Genomic DNA, 24996 nt, shown 5'->3' with positions numbered 1-24996 from the left:
GTATGGACGGCTCGGGAAGGTGATGGCGATGAGACTCGCGGGAAGACTGGCGTTGATCACCGGGGGAGGTGGCGGCCTCGGTCGCGGGGTGGCCCTGGGGATGGCGGCGGAGGGCGCCAGCGTGGCAGTGGCCGACCACGATGTGTCGCTGGCCAGGCAGGTGGCCGAGGAGATCAGAGAGGCCGGGGGACGGGCGGCCCACTATCCGGTGGACGTCACCGACAGCGGCTCCGTCGACGAGCTCGTCGATGCGGTAGCCCGCTGGGCCGATTGCGTGGACGTCCTGGTCAATTCCGCGGGCGTTGGTGGCTCCGCACCGTTCCTCGACATGAGCGAGGACGAGTGGGACCGGGTGATCGATGTCAATCTCAAGGGGACGTTCCTGGTGTCTCAGCGGGTCGCGCGCCGAATGTGCCGTGGCGGGGGAGGTTCCATCGTGAACCTCTCTTCGGTCCTGGCCCAGGTCTCCCGGCCAGACCAAGCGCACTACGGCGCGAGCAAGGGCGGCGTCGGGCAACTCACCCAGGCCATGGCTCTGGCACTGGCGCCCCACGACATACGGGTGAACGCCATCGCGCCGGGGCCCTGCGATACGCCGCTCACCGTCAAGGCCTATGCCGCGGACCCGCCACGGCGCGCCGCGGCTCTGTCCCGCGTCGCCCTCGGCCGGCCAGGAACGCCGCGTGACATCGCAGGCGCCGCGCTCTACCTCGCGTCCGACGAGGCCGCGTGGGTGACGGGGACGACGATCTACGTCGACGGCGGTCTCCTGGCGGCCCGATAGGTGAGGCGTCCGGAGAGAAGAGCGCGGCGCGGCACCGCCGGCCGGTCCGCGCGCGGACAGCGCGGTCATAGCGGCTGTCGGGAGAGGAGGATCGGTGGAACTGGACGGAAAGGTCGCCCTGGTCACGGGAGCGGGTTCTGGCATCGGCCGCGCGACGGCGCTGAGGCTGGCACGGGACGGGGCTCGCGTGGTCGTGTCCGACGTCCTGGAGGTCAGGGCGGCGGAGACGGTGCATCTGATCACCGCCTCGGAAGGTGAGGCCATTGTCGCCCAGGGAGACGTATCCCAGGGGGACGACGTCAAAGCCCTGGTGAGTCGTGCGGAGGAGCACTACGGAGGTCTTGACGTAGTGCACAACAATGCCGGCGTCCTGACCGGGCCGCGCTTTCCGGACTCGCCACCGCACTACTGGTCCCGAGCCATAGACATCAACCTCCGCGGCGTCCTCTACGGCATTCACTACGGGGTTCCAGCCCTCAAGAAGCGTGGTGGCGGAGTCATCATCAACACCGCGTCCATCTCTGGGCTCGTGCCGCATCACATCGACCCTGTCTACGCCGCGACGAAGGCGGCGGTCGTGAACCTGACCCGGTCGCTCGTCTTCCTCCGTGACGAGGCGGGAATCCGCGTCAATGCGGTCTGTCCCGGACTGGTCCGCACCGAGCTCGAAGAGCATTCGAGTGAGACCTTCCGCCCCGAGGACCGGCGGAGGTTCCAGGAGGGGCGTGCCGCAAAGCGCGGGCTACCGGCACTGGATCCGGCGGAGATAGCCGAGGCAGTGCTGGAACTGATCAGGGACGACTCGTTGACCGGTGTGGCGTACAAGCGCGCGGTCGGAGAGACCTGGGAGATGGTATGAGCAGCCCGGTGGTGGATCCGGTGGACGTCGTCGTGGTCGGCGCCGGGATGGCAGGGCTCTGTGCCTCTGTTGCGGCTCTGGAACGGGGCGCGCGGGTCCTCGTGATCGAGAAGGGGCCGCGGGCCGGCGGCTCGATGTTCCTCTCCGGTGGACTCGTCTGGACCTTCACGGACAAGGCGAGGCTCAGGAAGGAACTGCCGGATGGGGACGAGGCCTTGCAGGACCTCGTCATGGATTCGCTAGGTCCATCGCTGAACTGGTTGGAGAGCCACGGGATCGCGGTAGGTCCGGAGCAACCGTTCATGTGGTATGGCCGGGGCCGCCGGGTGGAGCCACCGACCTTGACGCAGGCCCTCGTGCGTCGCGTGGCGGAACTCGGCGGCGGCGTCCGCTTGCGTACCCCCATGCTCGGTCTCATGTGGGAGGGATGCCTCGTCAGAGGAGTCGAGGTCTGGACGCCCGACGGATCGATGAAGATCCCCGCGGGGAGGGTGGTACTCGCCACCGGCGGATTCCAGGGCAACGCGGAATTGCTGGCGCGTTACGTCACCCCGTATGCCGACAGGTGCTACGTACGCAGCAACCCATGGAGCACGGGCGACGGACTCGTCTCCGCGCAGGCGGCCGGCGCTGCCCTCAGCCCATGGCTGTCCACCTTCTACGGCCACGCGGTCGTCGCGCCGCCGGCGCGCTTCGCGGCCGAAGAGTTTTGGGGCATCTCGCAGCGCTACGGGCAGCAGGCGGTCGCGCTCAACTTGGAAGGTCGGCGCTTCGTCGACGAGTCAGCAGGGACGGGGGAGGAGTACCTGAATCAGGCTGTCGCGCGCCAGCCGGGCGCGACGGCGGTCTACCTGGTGGACCGGGCCATCGCAGAGATGTCCCTCCACGGAGCGAATCCGCCGAGGCCCGCCATCGACCGTGCTGTCGGAAGCGGTGGACCGGTCCTCCGGGCGGACACCCTCGAGGCGATGTGCGACTCTCTGCAGGACTGGGGAATTCCCGCCACCAGGTCTTTGGAGACCCTCCGGCAGTACAACGCGGCCATCGGGAGTGGATCGTCGGACGAGCTGTATCCGCCCCGCCACAAGAACCGCCTGATGCTGGTGGAGCCTCCCTTCACGGCTGTGCAGGTTCGACCCGGGATCACGTTCACCTGCGGCGGGCTGGCCACGGACACCGACATGCGTGTGCTCCACCGCGCCAGGACGAACTCCGTTCTGCCCCTGGTGACCGCAGATGCGTCGGACTTCCTCTGGGGATACGTCGAGAACCTTTACGCAGCCGGTTCCGACGTGGGCGGCGTCCACAACTACGGGTACATGGGCGGATTGGCAACGGCGTTGGTGACTGGCCGTATCGCGGGCAGCTAGGACTCGTCCCTGCAGTCATCAGTGCCGGAGAAGGACCGATGCAAGGCCGACGGCTCCGCGGTGGGCGAGGGCGTCACGGGTAAGGTCACAGCCCTTCGATCTCTCGAGGGATCACGGATAGCGCCTTCGCCCTTCCTCGTGAACAGCAGGGGAGCCCTCCCCGTGACCGCTGACCTGGCTCCGCGCCGGAGCCTTGGATCGACCGCTGGCGGTCCGGCGCCGGCGCTGCTCCTGGGCGGCAACGAGGGCGGGACGGTCGCGTATGAGCATCCGTCGTCCCTGCAGGACGATGGCGCCGGCGACCAGCGACATCGCGGCGGTGACGTACCAGGCCACGGCGTACGAGGTCACGGCCACCAGGACACCGAAGACGAGTGGCCCGAGGGCGGCACCGGCACCCATCCCGCCCTGGGTGATCGCGGTCGCACGTGCCGCCATCCCGGGGTGCATCCGCGAGACCGCGAAGGTCGAGAGCCCCGACCAGGCCCAGCCGGTGCAGTAGCCGATGACCGCGCCCGCCGCCACGAGCACTTCGACACCGGTGGCCAGCAGCAGGTACGCGAGCCCGCCGATCACCATCTGGGTGGCGACGACGTTCAGCCACTTCCTGCGCAGCTTGTCGGCCAGCCAACCGAACCCTATCCGCGCACCGGCCCCGAGAGCGCTGGCGACCACCGCCAGCACGCCGGCGCCGGAAGGGCTGATCCCGCTGTCGACGGCGGTGGCCACGAAGAATGAGCCCAGCGCGCCGCCGCTGGCCGCGCCGAGCATGATCCCCACGGCCAGCACGACGAGGGCGGTCCGGTTGAACGGCCCTGCCGCGTCCGAGGGCGCTGACGACGCGCGGGACTTCAGTCGTCCGCTCCCCGGCACGACCAGCAGCACGAGCAGGGCGAGGACGGCACCGCCGGCGAACGCGGGCCGCCAGCCGAACGGGATGGCGATGAGCGGAACGGCGACGCCGGCGATCATCGTGGAGAGCGGGATCGCTGCCTGTTTGGTGCCGAAGGACAGGCCCTGCCGGTGAGGGGACACGGCTTGGGAGATGAGGTCGTTGCTCGCTGGCGAACCGACGCCGTTGCTCCAGCCGGCAAGACAAAGTGCTGCCACCAGGATCTCCGTGTGCTGTGCCCCGAGCGCGATCGCGAGCATGGTCGCCGCACTCATCACCGCCGACACTCGAAGGATCGGGGACGTGCCGAACCGGCCGACGAGCATCCCCGCGGTGAGAGACGTGACCGCCGAGGTGAGGAAGAAACAGGCGACGAGGGAGCCGAGCAGAGACGGACCGAACTCCAGATCCTCCCGAAGCTGCACCCACAGGACGCTCACCATGTAGACCGGCAAGACACCGACCGTGGTGACGGTGACCGCCGCCGTGCCGGCGCGACCCGAGCTGGTAGGGCTGTCGCTGTGGCTGCCGGCCATCTCAGCCCGTCCGGCGTTCGCCGGGTGCGGCGGTGATCCGTGCGGGTGCTCGAGGGCCGCGTCGAGGATGTGCTCGCCGATCCTCGGCGAGGATGTGGCGGCGGGGTAATGGCCTCCCGAGGAACGAGGAGCGCGGATCGGGGACCCAGTCGACCTGAACCCCGGCGCACCGGACGACTTCGCCCACCACGGCCATCGTCCTCCGATCTCGGGGGAGCCCTGTTCCCGGCTCCCGGGCGGGGCCGGGGTGTCCCGCGGGCGTCACGGTGAGCGGATGAGTGCAGCAACGCCGAGCGCACCCGGCAGCCCCGAGGCCTCGATCGTCTCGTTCGCGGTCGTAGAGCCGTCGAGCACCCGCGCCGCTCTGGGGCCTGCGCGAACTGTTCGTGTCACAGAGCTCGGTCCTCCGAGCGCCGCCGGGTTCAGGTACAGCACCACGTCAGGCCGATAGCTCCCTCGAGTCCCGGACTCCGAGCACTTCCCGGCCTGCCCACCCGGTCACTCAGGAACCGAGTGCGGGCACTCGGGCGTATCCCACCGTGACGAGTCGCTCGTCCTGGTCCTGGGTCAGCAGGGAGAGTTCATTCACCTGACGACCGTCGATATCCAGCTGACGACGCACGGTCGCGTAGCTGGACAACGTCGACCCGGTCATGACCGGGGCGATGAATGACAGCGCCAGCTTGCTCCCGTTGATCACCCGGTCCCCGTAGTAGTCGAGGAGCAACTGCGTCAGATGGCCGGCCGAGAGGAGTCCTTGGATCACTGGCCGTGGGTAGCCGGCACGGCGTGCCGTTTCCGGGTCGGTGTGCAAGCCGATCCGGACCGCGGACGGGTGCTCCTGGGCCCAGGAGAAAGGAAAGCCGGAGAAGGCGACGCTCTCCTCGAACGACACCTCGCGGACGAGAGGTCCCAGGGTCTGCCCGACAGCCGGCTCGGCGCCTCCCGGCTCGATGCGCGTGCTTCCGTCGATCTGGCCCTCGACCCTCGGGAACCCGTCCACCCACGACTCGGGGGGCTGGCCGTGCTCACCCGCCTCGTCGACGGCGTATCCGACCGTCTCGGTGGCGAGCATCCGAGCCACCACGTTGCCGGACGGGGTCTGGGCCTGGCTCGCGCACGAACGATGCGGACGTCCTCGGCGTACGTACTTGGCGACGTGTGTACCTGTCAGAACCACAGGATCTCCCACCGGCAGGGGTGCCAGGTAGTCGATCTGGGCCTTCGTGTGCAGTCCTCCGACGGCCGGGGGAGTGCAGTCGTAGCCCAGCAGAAAGAGCTTGAGCAAGTCGTTGACCAGCAACGACGGAGGCGCAAAACCGTCCTGTTGTCCCAGGTATCTCTTGGGGTCGTCCCCGATCGCGAAGGCGTGAGTGCGGACCGCTGCCGCGTCGACGCGTCCTTCGACGCGGCCGAGGTCATCGCCGACGCTCAGGTTCTCCCAGGAGAACTTTGGTCGGTCGGAAGGCAGAACGATGGGCACGGTGTGACTCCTTCGTGTTGGCTGCCGATCGAACCGGTATACACCCCGGCTGCGGGGCAAGGAAACAGTTGGCGGCCACATCGACCACGTCGTCGGGGTGCCGATGAGACCCTCGACGGGTGAGCGGGGAGCGTTCCGGCCGGCGAGTCGAAATGCCAGGCCGGGGCTCCGCGCACTTGGCTTCCGCGACGCACCGCGAGGCGCGCGGACACGAGGTGCTCAGCCCGTGCCCTGGAGCGTGGTGCAGCGCGGAGGCCCCTGTCATCCTGACCTCGTCCCATGATCAGCCGCTGTCGCCCCTCCCCGACATGCCCTACCATGACCGGTGCCTGAAGCCAGCGAATGTTCCCAGACCCGAACTCGAAGATCCCGATAAGACGTGGACGAAGGGTGAAGAATTATGGGCGATGTGACGACCGGAGTGACGAAGTTCGACGATCTGGAAGTCGGGCAGACCTGGGATGACTACACCTACGACCTCACCCCCGAGGCCGTGAGTGCCTACCGAGAATCCGTCCGACTCGGAGGCGAAGACGACTCCGGCGATGTCCCTCCGATGCTCCTTGACACCTTGTATCCCGTGAAGAAGTCGCTGCAGTTGCCCGAGGGGACCTTGCACGCGCAGGAGTCGGTTACGTTCCTCGGGCGGCCGGCCGTGGGGGAGCGGGTGTCGGTATCCCTGGTCGTCAAGGAGAAGTTCGTCAAGAAGGAACGGAAGTTCGTCGTGATCACCCAGGACTGTCGGGCGAGCGACGGGCGGCTTCTGGCCACCGCCGAGAAGACCTTCGTGTGGGCCGAGTGACACCCTGCTCCACCTCAATAGGCAGGTCCTCCCGACATCTGTAGTGAGGAGTGCACGTGACCGCGAACGAGACGTTGGAGATCGAATCTCTCGAGATCCATCTGACGCAGGAACGCATGAACGCGTTCGGTGATGCAGCCGGGAGTGCCGGCCGTGTGCACACGGATCCCGAATGGGCCGAGCCGGTCTTCGGGAGCACGTTGGCCCAGGGCATGCTCGTCCTCGATCCCGTTGTGCAGATGATGGTAGGTGTCTGCGGTTCGGACAACTGGTTCGAGGGTGGACGGGTGAAGGCGAAATTCGTGGGGATGACCCGCCCCGGCGATACGGTCGTCGCCCGCATGAAGGACGTAGAAGTGGTCGAGGAGGAGGGCCGCAAGCGGGTGCGAGGCAGCTTCTCCTGCGAAACCCAAGCCGGCGTGGTCGTGATCGTCGGTGAGGCCGAGGGGCCGCTGCCCCAGTAGATCTGCGCCATGTCTCCATGGGCGCGAGTCGTGATACGTCGGACGACGTCCATCGCGACCGGTGCTCTCATATCGCTGCTGCGCAGATGATCGGCCCGGCAGGGGGCGGGGCGCCTTATCCCTGCCGGGCCGATCCGCCATCGTTCACGGGCGACCCGTGTGCCGCCGTCGTCGGCGTTCTCTGACGCCTCTGGCCCTTCTCTACGTGCGGGATCCCAGGTCGTTGGGGCGGGTCGACGTCGGTGAGGCGGGAGACGTCCGACGTTCGAGCACCTCGAACAGGGGGACGAGCTGCTGGCCGAAGCGCTGGAACCGGGCGGTGACGCGGTCGCCCGGTTCCGCGCCGGAAACGCAGCGACCCATGACTCGGACGCCCTCGTCGAGATCGATCAGGACGATGCCGAACGGTACGTCGGCCGCGGACGTGCCGGGTGGGGCGCGGTGAATCGTCGTTGCAGCCGCGACCGTTCCCGTGCCGCTGGATGTTCGGGTCGCGACATCCATGGAGCCGCAACGGGGACAGAACGCCCTCTTGAAATGCCAGCGGTGTCCGCATGAGAGGCAGGACCGGACGAGGAGCCGTGGCTCGTCCTCCGTCCAGTCCGGGTCGTGCGCGCTCCGGCCCCGGTTCATGTCGGCCGCTCTCGCCCGTGCTGCTCTGCTGGCGACAGTGCGGCTGTCGCTGGTCCCTCCAGGACGGCGGTCACATGCGCCGACATGACTCCGCCATCGGCATGCACCAGCCCCCATCTCGCGGACCGCGGTATCTGCCTCGCCTCCGCCTCTGCCCGTAACTGCGTCACCACTTCCACCAGGTGAGCCATGCCCCCGGCGACACCGGAGTGGCCGTAGGACAGTAGGCCTCCGTGCGTGTTGAGGGGGATGGCGCCGGCGAGATCGAACTCACCTGCGGCCGCCATGGCTCCGGCGCGCCCGGCCTCCGCGAGCCCTATCTCCTCCAGCAACAGGGCCACGGTGATCGTGAAGCTGTCGTAGACCCCGGCGATGTCGATGTCATCGATGTCGACCGAGGCCTCGACGAGAGCCTGGCCGGCCGAGCGTCTCGCGCCGAAGTGGTCGAAGTCCGCCTCGCTGATGTGCTGGTGGAGGTGTGCTTGTCCTAGGCCGGCCACCCGGACGTTGCGGGGCGTCGTCGGTTGATCGGTGACCAGGACAGCCGCTCCTCCGTCGGACACGGGGCAGCAGTCCAGCAGTCGGAGCGGATCCGCGATCCGCCTGGACGCCAGCACGTCCGCGACCTCTATGCCCTCTCGAAAGTGCGCACCCGGATGGCGCCCGGCATGGGTGCGCATCTGTACCGCTAAATGGGCCAGTGAGTCGGGGTGCAGACCGTGTCGGTGCAGGTACGCGGAGGCCAACAGTGCGTAGTAGCCCGGCACGTTGGCGCCGACCGGGACTTCGTAGTCCCGGTGCCCGACCTGTGCCAGCGTAGTCATCGACGTGTCGACCGTCTGCCCGCTGGCACGGTCCTCACCGGCCACCACCAGGACACGGCCGGCGGCTCCCGAGTCGACGAGACGGGCAGCCTGCGCCAGCATGGCGATGCCGGTGGCACCGCCCACGCTCATTCCGAACGAGATGTCCGGTTGCACTCCCAGGTGCTCGGCGAGCAGGTTCGCCGGCATGAGGTGGTTGAGCGTGGTGGCGTAGCCGACGATGAGTCCATCCACATCGGTCTGAGCGACAGCTCCATCCGACAGTGCCTCCCGGGCGGCCTGCGTCTGCCAGTCGAGAGCACTCGCCGCCTGCCTCCCGAAGGCGGTCAGTCCGACGCCGGCAATCCATGCCACACCGTGAGGTTAACCTCATCGGCTGCGCCCGTGCAGATGGCGGATGGTCGGAGGCGGGGCGGACCTGTGCGTAGAGGCCACCGGGATCAGCGCCCGTCCAGCAAGTGCTGCGACACGGCTGCGTAGCACCGATCGGGGCCGGGGGAAGGTCTGTGGTGGCGTCCTTGCCGGCCTGCCCCTCGCTGACTCCATGACGGGGGTTGGCGCGGGGATCGTCCCCCTCTAGGCTCGTCCAGTCGGCCATTCGTTTCCGGCCTGCCATGGCACTCGACCTGCCGGTACTTGCGCTGAAGATGAGGTGATGCCCGTGACACCCCTGCGAATCCTGTCGACTGCCGACATCGAAGAGTTGTGGGATGTGCACGTCATCCTCGACGACGTCGAGAGGGCATTGGAGAACATCGCTGCGGGTGAGGCCCGGTGGCCACGGCGCACGGCCATCGACATCGATGGGAACAGGCTTCTCACGATGTCCGGATACGCCCCGCTGGTGGGGCTGGGCCTGAAGTGCGTCTCGTCGTATCCCTCTAACGCCGGCAACGACCTCCCTGCGCACCAGGGCCTGGTCATTCTCTTCGATCCGGAGAACGGGACCCCCGTGTGCCTGCTCGACGGGTCCGAGTTCACCGCGATGCGAACCGCGGTCTGTTCCGCCGTGGCGGCGCGCCGCCTCGCTCGGGCAGATGCCTCGCGCATGGCCGTGATCGGATCGGGAGCGCAGGCGCGAGGGCACGTGCAGGTCCTCTCGAGCGTCCTCGACGTCGATGAGGTTCGTATCGCGGCGAGAAACCCCGCTGCCGCGGCCTCACTGGCCGGACGATATCCGGGGGCCGGCGCGACGTCGTCGATCGAGGAGGCGGTCCGAGGCGCCGACATCGTCGTGTTGTGCACCGCCTCGCCGGTGGCCGTCCTGGACCCGAGCTGGATCGCCCCGGGAGCGCACATCTCGTCCGTAGGTTGTGCGGCGCCGGACGGCGAACTCGGGCCGGACCTCGTTCGATCCGGCCGGGTCTTCGTCGAGTCGCTCGATGCGCTCGAGCCCCCGCCCGTCGGCGCTCCGGATCTGCGCGCGTCGGCTCCGGGTGAGGTGACGCTGCTCGGTGACGTCCTCATGGGGGTCGAGCCGGGGCGTCGGGTGGAGGACGAGATCACCATCTTCAAGTCCTGCGGCCACGCCCTCGAGGATGTCGCTGTCGCTCGGGCGCTGTACCGGGCGAGCATCGACCGGGGAATGGGAGCCGACATCGGACTGTAGGAGCCGGAGCGTCGGAACGGTCGGCTCCTCGGCGCTGCAACCAGGGCCGCCGGCTGACGGACCGTGCAGCCTGAGGCCTGGATCGTCGGAGGCCCGGGTCACTCAACGTGGGGCGTGACATGCTGGAGATCCGACATCTTCGATACTTTCTCGCCGTCGCCGAGGAACTGCATTTCGGTCGCGCGGCCAAGCGTCTGCACATTAGTCAGCCGCCGCTGTCCAAACGGATATCGGAGCTGGAGCGGCAACTGGATGTCCGACTGTTCCACCGACTTCCCACTGGTGTGGTGCTCACGGACCAGGGGCGAGCGTTCCTGCCATACGCCCAGGACGCCCTCGAGTCGGTCCTCAAGGCCGAATCGGTGCTTCGGCGCCACTCGTCCGAGCGCGTCGGTCGTATCCGTATAGCCTTTCCGCCCGACACCTCCGCTGGACTGGTCGCGACGGTCAGTCGGGGCATGTGGGAGAACGGTTGCGACATCGAGGTGCTGGAGGCGTCCACCGCCCAGCAACTCGACATGCTGCGCACCGGTGCCATCGACGTAGGGCTCGTCCGACATCCTTACTCCGCGAAGCAGGCCGTATCGTCGCCCGCCCTGTACAAACCCCTGGGCGTGGCCGTGTCCCGGGACCACCCGATCGCCTCCCGAACGACCGTGGACCTGGCTGATCTCGCGGGTCAACCGTTGCTCATCTTTCCCCGTGACCTTGCTCCCGACCTGCACGACTCGATGCTGGGCGCGTGCCGGAAGCATGGCTTCGTTCCGCAGCGCATCCGGTACGCGGCGAGATTGGTCGATGCCCTGCTCGTCTTGGAGAAGTCGGTGATGCTGACCTCCGCGGAGGCCACATCGCTCTGGCCGGACGTCGTCTGGGTGCCCTTGACCGGCGAGCCACTCGAGTGGCGAACGTCGGTCGTCGTCTCGGATCGCCCCACCGGCAACGACATGCTCGAGCGTACGGCGGCACTGATCCTGGAGGCGCTCGTCGCGCAGGAGGGATGGCGTCACCTGCCTTCGACCCCGGGCCTGGCGCCGGGCGCCGTCGAGGCGCCGCGACCGGGCGCCCCGACCGGCTGACCCTGCGCCGAGCCCTCGATAGCGGGTGGATATCGCGCGGTTCCCTCTTGGTCTTGGACACGACGGCCGGGAACGGAATGGATGTCACATGTACCCATCAGGGCGATCGACGGCCGGCCGATCCGGTCGGCGGCACGACCGGTCCTGTTCCGGTGCGACCCTAGGAGCCACGATGTCCGAAGCCACACCCAGCTACCCAAACGTGTCCGTCTCTCTCGGCGACGACGGCACATGTGAAGTGGTCATCAACCGGCCCGACAGACTCAACGCGCTGTCCGTCGGGGTCAAGGACGAACTCGTAGCCGCCCTGAGTTACGCAGACCGGACGGACTCGGTCAAGAGCGTGGTGTTGACCGGGGCAGGGGAGCGGGCCTTCGCGGCCGGACAGGATCTGTCCGAGGCTCAGGAGTTCTCGCCCGAGGCGATCGACGGGTGGATCGATTCCTTCCATCGTTTGTACTCGGCCGTGCTGGACTGCAGCAAGCCGACGGTCGCAGCAGTGAACGGTTACGCGGTCGGAGCGGGCTTCCAGCTGGCGCTGCTCTGCGACCTGAGGATCGCATCGAGCGGTGCCAAGTTCGGCATGGCGGAGATCGACGATGCGATCCCGTGCATCACCGGGACGTGGACCCTGTACGACTCCATCGGGCATTCCCGTACCGCCGACCTGATCCTCACCGGCCGGATGCTTCCAGCAGAGGAGGCGAAGAGCTGGGGGCTGGTCAGCGAAGTCGTGGCACCGGAAGACCTCATGACGAAGGGGCGGGCGCTCGCCGTCCTCTTGGGAGCCAAGCCGGCCGTCGCGGTCAGGCTGAACAAGAACCGGCTCGCGTGGCTGCTCAGCCGTGAGCGCGAGAGCGCGGAGAGTTTCGCTCGGCAGGCACACGCCGAGGCGTACGGCACCGGCCTGCCGCAGGCGAAGATGGCCGACTTCCTGGCGAGGCGCCGGGAAGGCCGAAGCGAGTGAGTGGTGCGGCGTCGGAGGCATCCCCGTGCAGATGACCGAGCACCAGGGCAAGCAGCTGCTCGGGCGGCACGGCGTTCCCGTGCCGGCCGGCGTGCTGTGGTCGGAGTCCCATGGGGCGACCCAGCGGTTCCCGGTCGTGGTGAAGACGCAGATCCAGGAAGGCGGACGGGGCAGGCGTGGCGGTGTGGAGTTCGCCCACTCCGACAGCCAGGTGCGGAGCCTCGTCGAGCGATACCGCTCCGGAACCGAGCTGCTGCCTCCCAGCCGGGATGTACTCGTCGAGGAAGCCCTGGACATCGCCCGCGAGCTCTACCTGGCGGTTCTGGTCGACCGCGATGTCCGAGGGCCCGTCCTCTTGGCGGGTCGGGCGGGCGGGATCGACGTCGAGTCGCAGGAATCCGAGCACTTCCTCCGGATCCCGCTGGAAATCGACGTCGCCATCCCTGAAGGGATCCACCAGGAGATCGCCCGGCACCTGGGCGTGGCCCACGCGGTCGAGGCCCAGCTCCGCTCGGCCGTGGTGGGGCTGTGGAGGGCGTTCCTCGGCGGTGACTGCCTGCTGGCCGAGGTGAACCCACTCGTGGTCACCGACAACGGTCGGCTGGTGGCCGCAGATGCCCGTGTGGTGGTGGACGACGCAGCTCGGGTGCGACACCCTGACTGGCCGCCCGCTGAGGGACAGGACCCCTTCGAAGCGAGCGTGGAAGCCGCAGGCGCGGTGGGGACCTTGCTCGACGGCAACGTCGCGGTGGTTACGAGCGGCGCAGGCCTGGGCATGGCGACGGTCGATCTGGTCACCTCGCAGGGCGGGCGACCGGCATGTCTGGTCGATCTGGGTGGCACCGTTTTCCGGGGCCCCGATGTCCTGACCGCCGTCCTGGCAGCCGTAGGGAGGGTGCAGCCGGACATCGTCTTCGTCAACGTGTTCCTCCAGGCCGGCCCCTGTGATGATCTGGCCCGGGCGCTGCGACGGGCCGGCCCTGAGCTGTTTCCCGCCGATTTGGTCCTCCGGCTCCGAGGCAACCGCGCACCGGAGGCGCGGGGGATCCTCGCGGGGTTCCCTGCGTTCGTCACCGAAGACCTCGCCGGGGCCTTGCGCGAGGTCGCCCGACTGGTTCGGGCATGAGCATTCTCGTCTCCCGGGCATCGTCTGTCGCCATCCAGGGGATCTCCGGCAGCACCGGGCGGCTCTTCGCCGAGCGGATGATCGCCTCCGGAACTCCTCTGACGTGCGGAGTGGCTCCCGGACGGGGAGGACTGGAAGTGGCCGGTGTCCCGGTTTACGGATCGATGGCGGAGGCGGTAGCCGAATGCGGCGTCACGGTGTCGCTCATGATCGTGCCGCCGGTCGCGGCGCTGGGAGCCTTCACGGAGGCGGCCGAGGCAGGGGTCCGGACCGCGGTCAGCTATACGGAGAACGTTCCTGTCCACGATGCGGTACGCATGCTCGCGGTCGGACGTGCGCGCGGAACGCAGCTCCTGGGTCCGAACTCGGCCGGCGTGGTCTCGCCAGGGAAGGCGAACGTGAGCGATCTGCTCGACGAGAATGTTCGCCACGGGCGCATCGGCGTGGTGTCCAAGAGCGGAACCTTGACCTACGAAGTCCTGGACCTCATGCGGATCGCCGGGTTGGGGGCCAGCACCGTGGTGTGCCTCGGTGGTGATCCCGTGGTCGGGATGGATCACGTGACCGTTCTCGACCACTTCCTCCGTGACGACGCCACGGAGGCCGTTCTCCTCATCGGAGAGATCGGTGGAACCGCCGAGATCGCGGCGACCGCTCGATGGGCAGAACTCGGCCGCCCGAAGCCGTTGACGGCGTACGTCGCGGGCCAGAGCGCCCCGCCGGGAAGACGGATGGGGCACGCCGGTGCCATCGTGGGAACCCCCGCGGAATCGGGCGCGGTGAAGTCTCGTGTCCTGGCGAGCCTCGGGGCGCGGGTCGCGACCGTGGTGACGGATGTGCCGGAGTTGCTCGTCGCTGCCGGGGACGCCGCATGAACGAGGAATCTCACCGTCGGTGCTCGTCATGTGCAGCCGGACCTCGCCGTGTGTCGTCCGCAGGTCGGGGCGGCCCATCCGACGGATCGGCCGGCTGAACGTGCGGCGGTGTCAGGTCACGACATCTGGACCAGGAAGCGGTAGGCCGTCGTCCCCGGGGCCACGTGCTGGATGCGCAGCGGGCTGGCCTCGATGCGGGCCAGCAGCTCCGGCAGCCCCTCGACGCGGCCGAGCTCGATGCCGGTCAGCGCCGCCCCGGTCTCGCGGTTGTCCCGCTTGATGTACTCGAACAGCACGATGTCGTCGTCGGGGCCGAGCACCTCGTCGAGGAAGCGGCGCAGCGCGCCGGGCTCCTGGGGGAACTCGACGAGGAAGTAGTGCTTGAGGCCGCGGTGCACCAGCGACCGCTCGACCACCTCGGCGTACCGGCTGACGTCGTTGTTGCCGCCGGAGAGCAGGCAGACGACGGTCTGACCGGGCTCGACGGGAACCAGCTCACCGCTGAGCGCCGCCGACGCCAGCGCCCCCGCGGGCTCGGCGATCACGCCGTCGGCCTGGTAGAGGTCGAGCATCTCGGTGCAGATCTGCCCCTCCGGGACGGCGACCAGCTCGGCGCCGGAGTCGCGGACCAGGGGAAAGGTGACGGCGCCGGCGCGGCGCACCGCGGCGCCGTCGACGAACGTGTCGATCTCCGGCAGCTCCACCGGCCGGCCCGCGGCCAGGGCCGCGGCCATGTTCGCCGCGCCCGCCGGCTCCACGCCCACCAGCCGGGTGGTGGGGGAGGCGACCTGCAGCCAGGTGGCGCAGCCGGCGAGCAGCCCGCCGCCGCCCACCGGCAGCACGACGACGTCGGGTGCGGCGCCGAGCTGCTCCAGGATCTCGACGGCGACCGTCGCCTGGCCGGTCACCGTCGTCAGCGCGTCGAACGCCGGCACCAGCGCGGCGCCCGACGCCGCGGCGGCCTGCGCGGCGGCGGCCGCCGCCTCGTCGTAGGAGTCGCCCACGACCACGAGCTCCACCATGTCCCCGCCGAGTGCGGCGATCCGCTCCCGCTTCTGCCGCGGCGTCGTCCCGGGCACGAACACCCGACCGTGCACCTGCAGCGCCCGGCACGCGTAGGCGACGCCCTGCCCGTGGTTGCCCGCGCTGGCGCACACCACCCCGGCCGTGCGCTGCTCGGCGTCCAGCCGGCTGATCGTGTTGTAGGCCCCACGGATCTTGTACGAGCGGCCGACCTGCAGGTCCTCCCGCTTGAGCCACACGTCGGCGCCGGTCAGCCCGGACAGGCGGGCGTTGCGCTGCAGCGGTGTCCGCTCGGCGACGCCGTCGAGCCGGCGGACGGCGTCGCGCACCTGGGCGGGGAAGTCCAGCGCGTCGTCGCCGGGAGTGCTGCTCACACCGCCCATCGTCGACGACGCACCCCCGCGGTGGACCGACAGGGCAGAGATCGCGCCGTGATCTGCCCCACGAAGGCGCTCCCTGGCCTACCGTCGGCGGCCCCTGAGGTCACGCGAGGCGGTGAGTGTTCCATGGCACGAGCCCTGGTCGTCTTCGAGTCGGTGCCCGGCGAGACGCGGCTGATCGCGATGGCGGTCGCCCAGGGGCTGGCGACCCGCCTGCCCGTCGACGTGGCGTGCGCGCAGAACGCGCCGACCGCCGTGCCCGGCGACGTGCGGTTGCTCGTGGTCGGGGGGCCGGGTCACCCACCGGCGGGGCCGGGCGCGCCCCGGTACGGGCTGCGCGAGTGGCTGGAGGCGGTGACGCTGCCGCGCGGGGTGCACGTGGCCGTCTTCGACCTGCGCCCCGACGAGCCGGCCCGGTTCGCCGGCGACGGCGCCATGGGGATCGAGCGGGCCCTGGTGCGCGGGCTGGGCGCCAACGCGGCCGCACCGCCGGAGCACTTCCTGCTGCCGGATCCGCAGGGTCCGCTCGCCGACGGCCAGGACGACCGCGCGCGCCGGTGGGGGCAGGCGCTGGCCGAGGTGGTCGCGCCGCGCCCGGTGGCCAGTGCGGCTCCAGCAGCCGCGGCCGGGTGACCCGCCGCTGCTCGGACGTCACCCGGTGCCGGCCGTCGCCGTCCGCCACGGACTGCGGCCGGTCGGCCAGCGCCCGTACCCAGGCTCGGCGCGTTCCTCCCAGGAACGCCCGCCGCGGCGGGGCATCCTGCCGGGGTGAGGGAGGAGATGACGAGTGCCCGGTCGCTGCCGGCCCGGCTCGGACCCCTGCCGGGCCTCGCCCTTGTCCTGCTGGGCGCGCTGATCGCCCTCGGCACGCTGGCCGCCGCCTGGGCGCCGGCGCTGGGCGACGGCCGCCACGAGGCCTGCACCTCCCGCGGCGTGCCCTACAGCCCGCCCTACGAGTCCTGGCGGGTCGAGGTCGCGGTCTCTGCGCTGCCGATCGGGGTCACCTGCACCTGGACGGACCCGGATACCGGGCACGTCGTCCGGCAGGAGCCGTCGTGGGGGCCCACGGTCGCCGCCGGGATCGGCGCCGCGTTCGGCTGCGGCTGGCTGGCCGCCGCCGGCTGGGTTCGCATCCTCCGCGGAGCGGGCGGGACCTGAAGCTCAAGCGGCGCGGCGCTCGTGCACGCGGGCGTGCACCCAGCCCGTGAGGCAGTAGAGCGCGGCATGCTGCTCGGCCGAGGCGTAGCCCTGCTCGAACGTCACCGCCTCGAGCAGCTCGGCGCTGTCGACCTCGCCGCCGCGGAAGAAGCGCTCCAGCACCTGCCCGGAGTCGGTGCGGCTGACGAAGAAGCCCGCGATGCCGAGGGCGACCGAGTCGGTCACCGCCACGCTGACCGGGGCGTGCGCCATGGAACCGCGACGGTCCAGGACCTCCTGGACCTGGGTGATGATCTGGCTCTCGGTGGCGGGCACCGTGGCCCGGCAGGTGATGCGCACTGTTCCCTCCTGGTCGGATGTCCTCACAGGTCTGAACGGCCGGTCCGGCCCGGAACTGCACCCCCCGCACGGGTCAGACCGTGAGCCGGTCCGGTGGGCTGCTCGCTGCCGTGGCAGCCGTCTCCATGTAACAGCGGAATGCCCGCTCGGCCCGTCCGCGGTGTGACCACACGTTCGGGCCGGGGCCGGTCAGCAGGTCAGCAGGTCAGCAGTCCGTCGTCCTGCTCGCTGAGCCGGCCGGAGTCCACCGCGAACGTCAGCGCCTTCTCCAGCACCGGCGTGACCGAGGCGGCCCGGCGCTTGTAGCCGAACACCGCCGCGGTGGCGGACAGCAGCTCGTCGCGCTGCATCCCCGCCGCGGCCCGGCACAGCGCCGCCATCGCGTTGGCGACCTCCTCGGGCGCGACGTGCTCGATCGGCCGGTCGGTGCTCGACACCTGCCGGCGGAAGCCCCTCCACGTCGCACGGTCCAGGCCGTCGGGCCAGAGGTGGTCGCCGTCGACGGCGGAGGGCGGCAGCAACGACAGCAGCAGCTGCTTGCGCGCCTCGGTCACCCGGCTGAGCCCGAAGGCGCCGACGGTCAGCTTCGCCAGCCGATCGACGTGGATCGGACCCTCCGCCTTCACGCCGGCGGTCATCACCCGGCGCACCACGCGCGCGGCCTTGGCGACCGGCAGCTCGTCCAGCACCGACTTCTCCCCGGCGGTCTTCGGGATCCACGGCACGAACGGCGTCTCGCCGTCCAGCGCCGCCGGCCCGGCCGGCTTCCTGGCGGCGGCTGCCTTCGGCGCCGGGCGGGTCGGCGTCGCCGGCACCGCCATCGAGGTCACCGAGGACCGCAGCGCCGCGACGCCCTTGAACGACTCGACGGCCGCCGTCGGCAGCCGGAGCGGCTCCGCGACCGGCACCGACGACACCGGCGCGGCGTCGACCGCCGCCACCAGCCGGTCGACGACGGCGGACGGGTCGGCCAGCCACGACGGCAGCCACACCCGCTGCACCACCGGCCAGCGCAGCATGTCGCCCAGCACCTCGCCCGGCAGGCCGTCGCGGTCGCCCACGGTGCCCCGGCGGGCCCAGGCAGGGCCGTCCAGGAGCACCGCCATCACCGGCGTCGCCGGATCGGCGGGCCGGGAGACCGACAGGTCCACCCGGAACTCCGAGAGGCCGACGTCGGTGCGCACGACCAGCCCGCGGGCGCGCAGCGCCGCGGCGATCTGCTCGCGGTGCCGGTCGACCACGGCGGCCGATCGTGCCGAGCGCGGCAGCACGTCGGTGCCCTGCTCGGCCATGTCCAGGTAGGCGCGCAGGTGCTTGATCCCGACCGAGGAGGTCTCCTCGGCGCGCAGCTGCGCCGGGTCGAACGACGAGAAGACGACCACCTGGCGCCGGGCCCGCGTGATCGCCACGTTGAGCCGCCGCTCACCGCCCTGCCGGTTCAGCGGGCCGAAGTTCAGCGGCAGCGTGCCGTCGGCGGTGGGGGAGAAGCCGGTGGAGAAGAAGATGACGTCGCGCTCGTCCCCCTGCACGTTCTCCAGGTTCTTGACGAACAGCCTCTCGCCGTCGGAGCGGTCGAGTGCGGCGGCCAGCCGGTCGTCGTCGGCGTCGCGCAACAGCGCCTCGATGCAGGAGCGCTGCTGGGCGTTGAAGGTGACGACGCCGATCGAGGGCACCGCGTCGATGCCCTCCCACTGCGGCACCGCGTCGAACCGCCGCCGGATCTCCGCCACGATCGCCGTGGCCTCGATCGGGTTCGTGCGCAGCAGCCGGCCCGCGCCGGAGCGGTGGAACGTGCCGGGCACGCGCACCAGCGACACCCCACGGCCGTCGGGCTCGGCCGAGGCCCGCCCGTGTGTGGGCGCCGGGAACGACGACAGCCGGTTCTCGTAGTACTGGGCGTTGGAGAACGCGATGAGCGACTCGTCCTGGCTGCGGTAGTGCCACGACAGCCAGTGCCGCGGCACCCGGGCCTGCACGCATTCGCCGAGGATCGACTCCTCGTCCTCGACCGCCGTCTCCACGACCTCCACCGAGTCGTCCGACGACGACGTCGCCGGCTCGAGGAAGGAGGTGGGCGGCATCTGCTTGGAGTCGCCGACGACGACCGCGGCCTTCGCCCGGCCCAGCGCGCCGACGGCGTCGGCCACCCGGATCTGCGAGGCCTCGTCGAAGACCACCAGGTCGAACTGGTCCGCCGCCGCCGGGAAGAAGCGCGCCACCGAGTCCGGTGACACGAGAACGCACGGCATCACGGCGGTGATCAGCTCGCCGTACCGCGTGAGCAGCTGCCGCACGCCGAGCCCGCGCCGCTGTTTGGCCAGCTCGCGCTGCAGCGCCCCGACCTGCCCGGTGCCCGTCGCCGGGTCGAAGGGCCGGGTACCCAGGACGGCGGCCGGCAGCGCGGCGGCCAGGTGCTCGCGCACGGCCCGGGACGCCGAGGTGAACCGGGTGATCGCCGCCTCGTGGGCCTCGACGTCGAAGCCGTCCAGCCCGGTGGCGTGCAGCCGCTCGGCCACCGACGCCACGGCCAGCCCGCGATCCAGCGCGCGCACGGCGTCGTCGGCGGCGATCGCGCCGGTGATCAGCAGCGTCCGCGCGTCGAACAGGCCCGCGTAGCGCAGCGGCTCCAGGGTGTCGAGGAAGGAGACCCACCGGCGCAGCGACATCAGCACCGTGCCCTCGACCCCGCGCTCGGGCCGGGTCATCGACCAGCGCAGCACCAGACCGTCGTCGCCGGCCCACGCCGCGAGCTGGTCCGACGAGCTGCGGCAGACCCGCAGCAGCGTGGTCACGGCGTCCCGCAGCCGGGCGACGGCCGAGGCGGCCTCGGACCCGGCGGGCATCCCGGCGACGATCAGCTTGCGCAGGGCCACGTGGAAGGCCGAGGAGCCGTCGACGGCGGCACCGGCGCGGCGCAGCCAGTCGACCTCGCGCTCGAGCAGGCCGGGGTCGGTGAACGGGTTCCAGCCCTCCGGCGTCGACAGGCCCGGCACGGCGCTCGCCCGGCCGGCGATCGCCTGCACCGCGGTCTGCACCCGCCAGAGGTTCTCCACCAGGGCGGGGACGTCCGTGGGCTTCACCGTCGCGCCCGGCCGCAGGCACGAGGCGATCTCCTCGCGCACGGCCATCAACCGGCGGCGGCGCCCCCACCAGCTGGACGCGGCCGCCGTCTGCGCGGCCACGTAGATCTCGGCCAGCGGCAGGCCGAGCACCTCGGGGGAGGCGAGGTCGAGCCCCGGGTGGCGGAAGGCGGCGAACGCCGCCACCTCGCCGAGGACCGCGCCGGTCGCCGTCGTCCACCGGCCGCTGAACGTCTCGTCCAGCACGTCGAGGCCCACCGGGGGACCGGACAGCAGGTGCACCAGCGAGTCGAGGTCCTCCGGCGTGCGGGCGTGCCGCAGAACGCCGCCGAGCGCGGCGAAGGTCCCGACCTCGCGCACCGCGGCGTCCACTTCGCCGGCGGCCTCCCGGGCCGCCGGCAGGTCGACCTCGGGGGAGTCGACGAACGCCCACGGGTGCCGCGGCGACGGGCGGGTGAGGTCGGCGATGTCGGGCAGCAGGGCGAGCGCCCGGCGCACCGCGGTCAGCACCTCGGCGGGCGCGTTGGCGACGAAGGGCAGCGGCACCGGCAGCGGCTCGACGTCGGTCCCGGCGGTCAGCTCCGCCGTCCGCGCGGTGTACAGCGACAGCCCGGCGGCGTTCCCGGTGTGCAGCCGGTCGGCGTAGCGGGCCAGCTGACGGCGGGCCGAGCGCAGCGTCTCCGACTCCGCCGCCAGGCCCTGCTCGTCGACGGCGACCGCGTGCTCCAGCGCCACCCGGATCTGCGCGCGCACCATCGAGGCGCGGGAGCCCTTGTCGTGCAGGTCGAGGGCGAACATGCCCATGCCGACGGCGTCCAGGCGCCGCGCCACGACGTCCAGGGCGGCCCGCTTCTCGGCGACGAACAGCACCCGCTTGCCGTCGGCGACCGCGCGGGCGAGCAGGTTCGTGATGGTCTGCGACTTGCCGGTCCCGGGTGGGCCCTCCAGCACGAAGGTGCGGCCGGCGCTCGCCTCGGCGACCGCCCGCAGCTGGGAGGCGTCGGCAGGGGCGGGCAGCCGGCCGGCCAGGTCGTCGAGGTCCACGGAGGCGCCCGAGTCGCGGGCCGGGTCGAGGAACGGCTCGGTCGGCTCGTGCACGAGGTGGTGCACCAGCGGGTTCTGGGCGAACTCGGACCAGTGCTCGTCCAGGTCCTTCCACAGCCGGTACTTGGCGAACTGCAGGATCGCCAGGTCCGCCGTCGCCTCCACCCGGTAGGGCAGGCCGTGCCCGACCAGCGCGACCCGCATGGCCTCCAGGGCCCGGTCGAGTTCCAGGGTGCTCTCGGCCGCGTCGGTCAGCGTCGGGACGACCAGGCCGTGCACCTGGCGCAGCTTCTCCAGCAGGCAGTAGTTCGGGGTGCTCGACCCCGACTCGTCCAGCGACAGCCGGTAGGAGCCGGTGCGCCCCACCGGCGCCAGGACGACGGGCACCAGCAGCAGCGGCGAGCGCAGCGGCCGCCCGTCGAGCTCCCACACCAGCGAGCCCAGCGCCAGGTACAGGTTGTTGGCGCCGGTCTCCTCCTGCACCGTCTTGGCGCGGTAGGCGAGGTTGCGCAGCCGGGGGAGGTACCCCCCGGAGGTGACGTCGGCGTGCACCTCGCGCCGCTCGACCAGCAGCTCGGTCAGCTGCTCGGCGGGGAGCTCCGCGGCCCCGGTGAGGCCGCGCTCCTCCTGGACGGCGGCCAGCTGGTCCCCGGGCAGCAGGGTGACCGGGGTGCCGTCGTGGATGAAGTTGTCCAGGATCGGCAGCGCGGTGCCGGGCACCGTGAGCGGCAGGCCGGCGCGCTCGGTGTAGTTGATCAGCCGGTTCCGCAGGCTCAGGTCGAGCAGGGCGTTCTTCCACTGCTGCACCCGGGCCGGCGCCTCCGGGCGGCTGCTGGGGTGCACCGCGGTCGTCCGAATCGGGAACGCCGGTGCGCCGTGCTCGGCCGGCCGGTACTCCACGACCTGCAGCAGCCCCTCCGGCGTCCGGGCGCGGGCGGGCAGCGGCAGGATGCCGTCGCGCCGGGCCCGGTGGACGTCGGTGACGCCGAGGACGCGGTCGAGCTCGCCGGTCAGCCAGCCGTCGTAGGCGGCGCGGTGCAGGTCCTGCTCGGGGTCGGCGGAGCCGGTGAGCAGCGTGGTCTCGACCAGGCCGATGAGCCCGAGGTCGACCAGGTTCACCAGTGGGGCGGCGTCGGTGGTGGCGGCGCTCTCCGAGCTGCGCTCCTCCCGCCAGTAGCCGAGGAACGCATGAGCTCCCCCGACCCTCCCGCCGATCCCGTCCGCCAGCCACAGCAGCGGCCGGATCCCGGCCTGTTCGCACGCGGCGGCCAGGAGGACCACGGTGTCCAGCGGCGTGCCCACCCGCCAGGTCAGGACGTCGCCGGGGGAGCGCACCTGCTGCCCGAGGTCCGCCCAGCTGGCCGGGGGCTCCGAGTGCCGGACGCCGCGGCGCCGCAGGGCCTCGGCGAGGGCGTGCACCACCTCGTCGACCCGCTCGGCGGTGGCCGCGTAGCCGACCATCGCGCCGCTGCCGGTCCGCTGCTCCAGGAGCTCGGCGGCCTCGGCCACCAGGCCGGTGACCGCCGGGTGGTTGGGCAGCACGTGGGCGGCGAGCATCTCGAGCGCCAGCGGCAGGGGAGTGGCCAGCCACTGGCTGGCGGCGAGCACCTGCACCGGCGCGGTGGCCTCGCCCAGCAGCTCGCCGTCGAGCTGCACCTCGACGTCGACGACGCCGGGGCGCTGCTCCTCGACGTGCAGCATCGCCGCCGGGTCCATGACCAGCCCGATGCCGGTGAGCACGGTGGTGCGGCCGGCGTCGACGTCGGCGAGCAGCTCGACCGGCTGGGCGATCGACCCCTCCGCGTCGCGCACGGACAGCCGGACCGTGGCGCCCCGCAGGGTCCGGTCGGCGGTCAGTGCCAGGCGGGAGACGACCGGCAGCCGGTTGTGCGCCAGGGCGTAGCTGAGCACCGGGGTGGCGGTGAGCTCGATGGAGACCGCCCTCGACGGCGCGACGACATCACCGAGCTCGATGTCGGCGGTGGTCTCCATGTCACCTGTCTACCGGGTCGGACGGACTGGTCCGCCCATGGTCCCCGACGGGTGGGGCGGATGTGACGGGTGCGGTCGATCGTTGCCGGGGATCACAGCTCTGCCGTGCACGAGGGTTCGGGACCGCCGGGAGCTGTCGATGGGCGGGCCGACGGCGCGCAGGCACCCGCCCCCTCCGGCCTCCGGTTGCCGGGCTCCGCGACCTGCAGCATGTTCGTCCGCATCTCCCTGCGTCGGCGCCGGAGGCGGTTCGAAATGCTGCGTGCGATCTCCCGTCCCATGGTCACCCTCGTCGAGCGGTACATGCCCGGCTCGCTCGTCTTCGCGGCGATCCTGACATTCGTCGTCGGCGGGCTGGCGCTCGTCCTCACCGATTCGGGGCCCGTCGACGTCGTCCGCGCGTGGGGCGACGGGCTGAGCGGGCTGCTCGCCTTCATGACCCAGATCGCGCTGGTGCTGCTGTTCGGCTACACCCTCGCCCACACCCCGCCGGTCCACCGGTTCCTGGTGCGGGTGGCGGCGGTGCCGAAGTCGCCGAAGGCCGCCTACGCCTTCGTGACCGTCATCGCCGGCATCGCCTCGCTGATCAGCTGGGGGCTCGGCCTCATCGTCGGCGGCATCCTGGCCATCGAGGTCGGCCGCAGCGCCCGGCGCCGTGGCATGAAGGTGCACTACCCGCTGCTCGTGGCCTCGGCCTACTCCGGCTTCGTCATCTGGCACATGGGCTACTCCGGCTCCGGCCCGCTGGCCGCCGCCACCGAGGGCAGCTTCTTCGCCGAGGAGTTCGGCGTGGTCCCGGTGACCGAGACGACGTTCTCGAGCTGGAACATGATCGCCACCGTCCTCACCCTGACCGCCGTCGCCGGCGCGATGGTCCTGCTGGCGCCGGGCAGGGACGACCGGGTCGTCGAGCTGCCCGCACACGCCATGGAGGCCGACGACGAGGAGGGCGAGAGCACCGACCCGGCAGCGGGCGGCGCCGCGGTGCCGGCCGGGGTCGACGAGACCGCCCCCGCGCCGACGACGTTCGCCGACCGGGTCGACGGCGCGCGCGCCCTCACCCTCGCCATCGGGATCGCCCTGGTCGTCTACCTCGTCGTCTACTTCGCCCAGGAGGGGTTCAACCTCACCCTGGACATCGTCAACTGGACCTTCCTCGCGGCCATCCTGCTGATCGTCCGCTCGCCCCGGGAGCTGGCCACGCTGGTCGTGGACGCCGGCCGCACCGTCGGCGAGGTGCTCATCCAGTACCCGCTCTACGCCGGCATCCTCGGCATGACCACGGCGACCGGGCTCGCCGCGGTCGTGAGCGAGTTCTTCGCGAACGTCGCCACCCCGCAGACGCTCGGCCTCTTCGCGTTCCTGGCCGCCGGGCTGCTGAACATGTTCGTGCCGTCCGGCGGTGGTCAGTTCGCGGTGCAGGCGCCGATCTTCATGGGCAGCGCCGAGACCCTGGGCGTGGACGCGGCGCCGATCATCATGGCCATCTCCTACGGCGACCAGTGGACGAACATGATCCAGCCGTTCTGGACCCTGCCGCTGCTCGCCGTCGCCCGCCTCGGCGTCCGCGACATCCTCGGCTACACGATCATCACGCTGTTCGTCAGCGGCATCATCTTCGCTGGCACGCTGCTCGTCGTGGGCGCCGGATAGCGTCGCGGAGAGACGACCGAAGAC

20 protein-coding genes are annotated in these 24996 nt (G+C 71.0%); 13 read left to right on the top strand and 7 right to left on the bottom strand.

Annotated features, from left to right (window positions below):
- Positions 1-28 precede the first annotated feature (28 nt).
- From BLASA_RS15660 to BLASA_RS15650, 3 genes are all read left to right on the top strand, one after another.
- The gene (locus BLASA_RS15660; protein WP_014377172.1) at positions 29-784 is read left to right on the top strand and encodes an SDR family NAD(P)-dependent oxidoreductase; all 756 of its coding nucleotides are present in this window, start codon (positions 29-31) and stop codon (positions 782-784) included.
- 94 nt (positions 785-878) lie between these two features.
- Positions 879-1643, top strand: a complete 765-nt coding sequence (locus BLASA_RS15655; protein ID WP_014377171.1) for an SDR family NAD(P)-dependent oxidoreductase — start codon at positions 879-881, stop codon at positions 1641-1643.
- Positions 1640-3013 (top strand): FAD-dependent oxidoreductase, encoded by a 1374-nt coding sequence (locus BLASA_RS15650; RefSeq protein WP_014377170.1) that lies wholly within the window; start codon positions 1640-1642, stop codon positions 3011-3013. The genes BLASA_RS15655 and BLASA_RS15650 overlap by 4 nt, the downstream gene beginning before the upstream one ends.
- A 111-nt stretch (positions 3014-3124) precedes the next feature.
- Here BLASA_RS15650 and BLASA_RS15645 read toward each other — a convergent pair whose 3' ends face one another.
- Positions 3125-4441 carry an MFS transporter gene (locus tag BLASA_RS15645; RefSeq protein WP_014377169.1) on the bottom strand — a complete coding sequence of 439 codons (1317 nt, stop codon included), beginning with the start codon at positions 4439-4441 and terminating at the stop codon, positions 3125-3127.
- Between the two features lie 502 nt (positions 4442-4943).
- The gene (locus tag BLASA_RS15640) at positions 4944-5924 is read right to left on the bottom strand and encodes a MaoC family dehydratase (protein WP_014377168.1); all 981 of its coding nucleotides are present in this window, start codon (positions 5922-5924) and stop codon (positions 4944-4946) included.
- 421 nt (positions 5925-6345) lie between these two features.
- Between BLASA_RS15640 and BLASA_RS15635 the strand changes: the two genes are divergently transcribed.
- Together BLASA_RS15635 and BLASA_RS15630 are read left to right on the top strand one after the other, a co-directional pair.
- Complete coding sequence (locus tag BLASA_RS15635) at positions 6346-6726, top strand: hypothetical protein (protein WP_041775799.1); 381 nt, start codon at positions 6346-6348, stop codon at positions 6724-6726.
- A 56-nt stretch (positions 6727-6782) separates the two neighbouring features.
- On the top strand, positions 6783-7190 hold the full coding sequence (locus BLASA_RS15630; protein WP_014377166.1) for a MaoC family dehydratase: 408 nt from the start codon (positions 6783-6785) through the stop codon (positions 7188-7190).
- Between the two features lie 201 nt (positions 7191-7391).
- Here the strand turns inward: BLASA_RS15630 and BLASA_RS26590 are convergent, their stop codons facing one another.
- Positions 7392-7823, bottom strand: coding sequence for an OB-fold domain-containing protein (locus BLASA_RS26590; protein WP_083878027.1), 432 nt, complete (start codon positions 7821-7823; stop codon positions 7392-7394).
- Positions 7820-9001 carry a thiolase family protein gene (locus BLASA_RS15625; RefSeq protein WP_014377163.1) on the bottom strand — a complete coding sequence of 394 codons (1182 nt, stop codon included), beginning with the start codon at positions 8999-9001 and terminating at the stop codon, positions 7820-7822. The genes BLASA_RS26590 and BLASA_RS15625 overlap by 4 nt, the downstream gene beginning before the upstream one ends.
- A gap of 307 nt (positions 9002-9308) precedes the next feature.
- Here BLASA_RS15625 and BLASA_RS15620 point away from each other — a divergent pair, with 307 nt between their 5' ends.
- The 5 genes from BLASA_RS15620 to BLASA_RS15600 all read left to right on the top strand — a co-directional run bounded on the left by BLASA_RS15620 (position 9309) and on the right by BLASA_RS15600 (position 14303).
- Positions 9309-10256 carry an ornithine cyclodeaminase family protein gene (locus BLASA_RS15620; protein ID WP_014377162.1) on the top strand — a complete coding sequence of 316 codons (948 nt, stop codon included), beginning with the start codon at positions 9309-9311 and terminating at the stop codon, positions 10254-10256.
- A 119-nt stretch (positions 10257-10375) separates the two neighbouring features.
- Entirely contained in the window at positions 10376-11335 is a 960-nt protein-coding gene (locus BLASA_RS15615) for a LysR family transcriptional regulator (RefSeq protein WP_014377161.1), read from the top strand.
- Positions 11336-11507: 172 nt separating this feature from the next.
- A complete protein-coding gene (locus tag BLASA_RS15610) occupies positions 11508-12302 on the top strand; it encodes an enoyl-CoA hydratase/isomerase family protein (RefSeq protein ID WP_014377160.1) in 795 nt (264 codons plus the stop codon).
- A 31-nt stretch (positions 12303-12333) separates the two neighbouring features.
- Positions 12334-13428: an ATP-grasp domain-containing protein gene (locus BLASA_RS15605; protein WP_166486562.1), complete on the top strand. Its 1095-nt coding sequence runs from the start codon at positions 12334-12336 to the stop codon at positions 13426-13428.
- A complete protein-coding gene (locus BLASA_RS15600; protein ID WP_014377158.1) occupies positions 13425-14303 on the top strand; it encodes a succinate--CoA ligase subunit alpha in 879 nt (292 codons plus the stop codon). Before BLASA_RS15605 ends, BLASA_RS15600 begins: the two co-directional genes overlap by 4 nt.
- A 116-nt stretch (positions 14304-14419) precedes the next feature.
- Here the strand turns inward: BLASA_RS15600 and ilvA are convergent, their stop codons facing one another.
- On the bottom strand, positions 14420-15709 hold the full coding sequence (ilvA, locus tag BLASA_RS15595) for a threonine ammonia-lyase IlvA (RefSeq protein WP_051005028.1): 1290 nt from the start codon (positions 15707-15709) through the stop codon (positions 14420-14422).
- Between the two features lie 123 nt (positions 15710-15832).
- Here ilvA and BLASA_RS15590 point away from each other — a divergent pair, with 123 nt between their 5' ends.
- Positions 15833-16339 (top strand): hypothetical protein, encoded by a 507-nt coding sequence (locus BLASA_RS15590; RefSeq protein WP_014377156.1) that lies wholly within the window; start codon positions 15833-15835, stop codon positions 16337-16339.
- A gap of 147 nt (positions 16340-16486) precedes the next feature.
- Entirely contained in the window at positions 16487-16864 is a 378-nt protein-coding gene (locus tag BLASA_RS15585; RefSeq protein WP_041775798.1) for a hypothetical protein, read from the top strand.
- Between the two features lie 3 nt (positions 16865-16867).
- On the opposite strand, the gene BLASA_RS15580 is transcribed toward BLASA_RS15585, so the two are convergent.
- Both BLASA_RS15580 and BLASA_RS15575 read right to left on the bottom strand, forming a co-directional pair.
- Positions 16868-17203, bottom strand: a complete 336-nt coding sequence (locus BLASA_RS15580; RefSeq protein ID WP_014377154.1) for a hypothetical protein — start codon at positions 17201-17203, stop codon at positions 16868-16870.
- Between the two features lie 197 nt (positions 17204-17400).
- Positions 17401-23319, bottom strand: coding sequence for a DUF4011 domain-containing protein (locus BLASA_RS15575; protein WP_014377153.1), 5919 nt, complete (start codon positions 23317-23319; stop codon positions 17401-17403).
- Between the two features lie 210 nt (positions 23320-23529).
- On the opposite strand from BLASA_RS15575, the gene BLASA_RS15570 reads away from it, so the two are divergent.
- Entirely contained in the window at positions 23530-24972 is a 1443-nt protein-coding gene (locus tag BLASA_RS15570) for a short-chain fatty acid transporter (protein ID WP_331371015.1), read from the top strand.
- Positions 24973-24996 lie beyond the last annotated feature (24 nt).

This window comes from Blastococcus saxobsidens DD2 (assembly GCF_000284015.1).
In the GTDB taxonomy this organism is placed as follows: domain Bacteria; phylum Actinomycetota; class Actinomycetes; order Mycobacteriales; family Geodermatophilaceae; genus Blastococcus; species Blastococcus saxobsidens_A.
This window is presented reverse-complemented; position numbering and strand designations above follow the sequence as displayed.

Excerpts from the sequence above, each read along its gene's own strand:
- BLASA_RS15660 (WP_014377172.1), top strand. The coding sequence starts at position 29 with ATGAGACTCGCGGGAAGACTGGCGTTGATCACCGGGGGAGGTGGCGGC.
- BLASA_RS15650 (WP_014377170.1), top strand. The coding sequence starts at position 1,640 with ATGAGCAGCCCGGTGGTGGATCCGGTGGACGTCGTCGTGGTCGGCGCC.
- BLASA_RS15645 (WP_014377169.1), bottom strand. The coding sequence starts at position 4,441 with ATGGCCGGCAGCCACAGCGACAGCCCTACCAGCTCGGGTCGCGCCGGC.
- BLASA_RS26590 (WP_083878027.1), bottom strand. The coding sequence starts at position 7,823 with ATGAACCGGGGCCGGAGCGCGCACGACCCGGACTGGACGGAGGACGAG.
- BLASA_RS15615 (WP_014377161.1), top strand. The coding sequence starts at position 10,376 with ATGCTGGAGATCCGACATCTTCGATACTTTCTCGCCGTCGCCGAGGAA.
- BLASA_RS15610 (WP_014377160.1), top strand. The coding sequence starts at position 11,508 with ATGTCCGAAGCCACACCCAGCTACCCAAACGTGTCCGTCTCTCTCGGC.
- BLASA_RS15605 (WP_166486562.1), top strand. The coding sequence starts at position 12,334 with ATGACCGAGCACCAGGGCAAGCAGCTGCTCGGGCGGCACGGCGTTCCC.
- BLASA_RS15600 (WP_014377158.1), top strand. The coding sequence starts at position 13,425 with ATGAGCATTCTCGTCTCCCGGGCATCGTCTGTCGCCATCCAGGGGATC.
- ilvA (WP_051005028.1), bottom strand. The coding sequence starts at position 15,709 with ATGGGCGGTGTGAGCAGCACTCCCGGCGACGACGCGCTGGACTTCCCC.
- BLASA_RS15590 (WP_014377156.1), top strand. The coding sequence starts at position 15,833 with ATGGCACGAGCCCTGGTCGTCTTCGAGTCGGTGCCCGGCGAGACGCGG.
- BLASA_RS15585 (WP_041775798.1), top strand. The coding sequence starts at position 16,487 with ATGACGAGTGCCCGGTCGCTGCCGGCCCGGCTCGGACCCCTGCCGGGC.
- BLASA_RS15575 (WP_014377153.1), bottom strand. The coding sequence starts at position 23,319 with ATGGAGACCACCGCCGACATCGAGCTCGGTGATGTCGTCGCGCCGTCG.
- BLASA_RS15570 (WP_331371015.1), top strand. The coding sequence starts at position 23,530 with ATGTTCGTCCGCATCTCCCTGCGTCGGCGCCGGAGGCGGTTCGAAATG.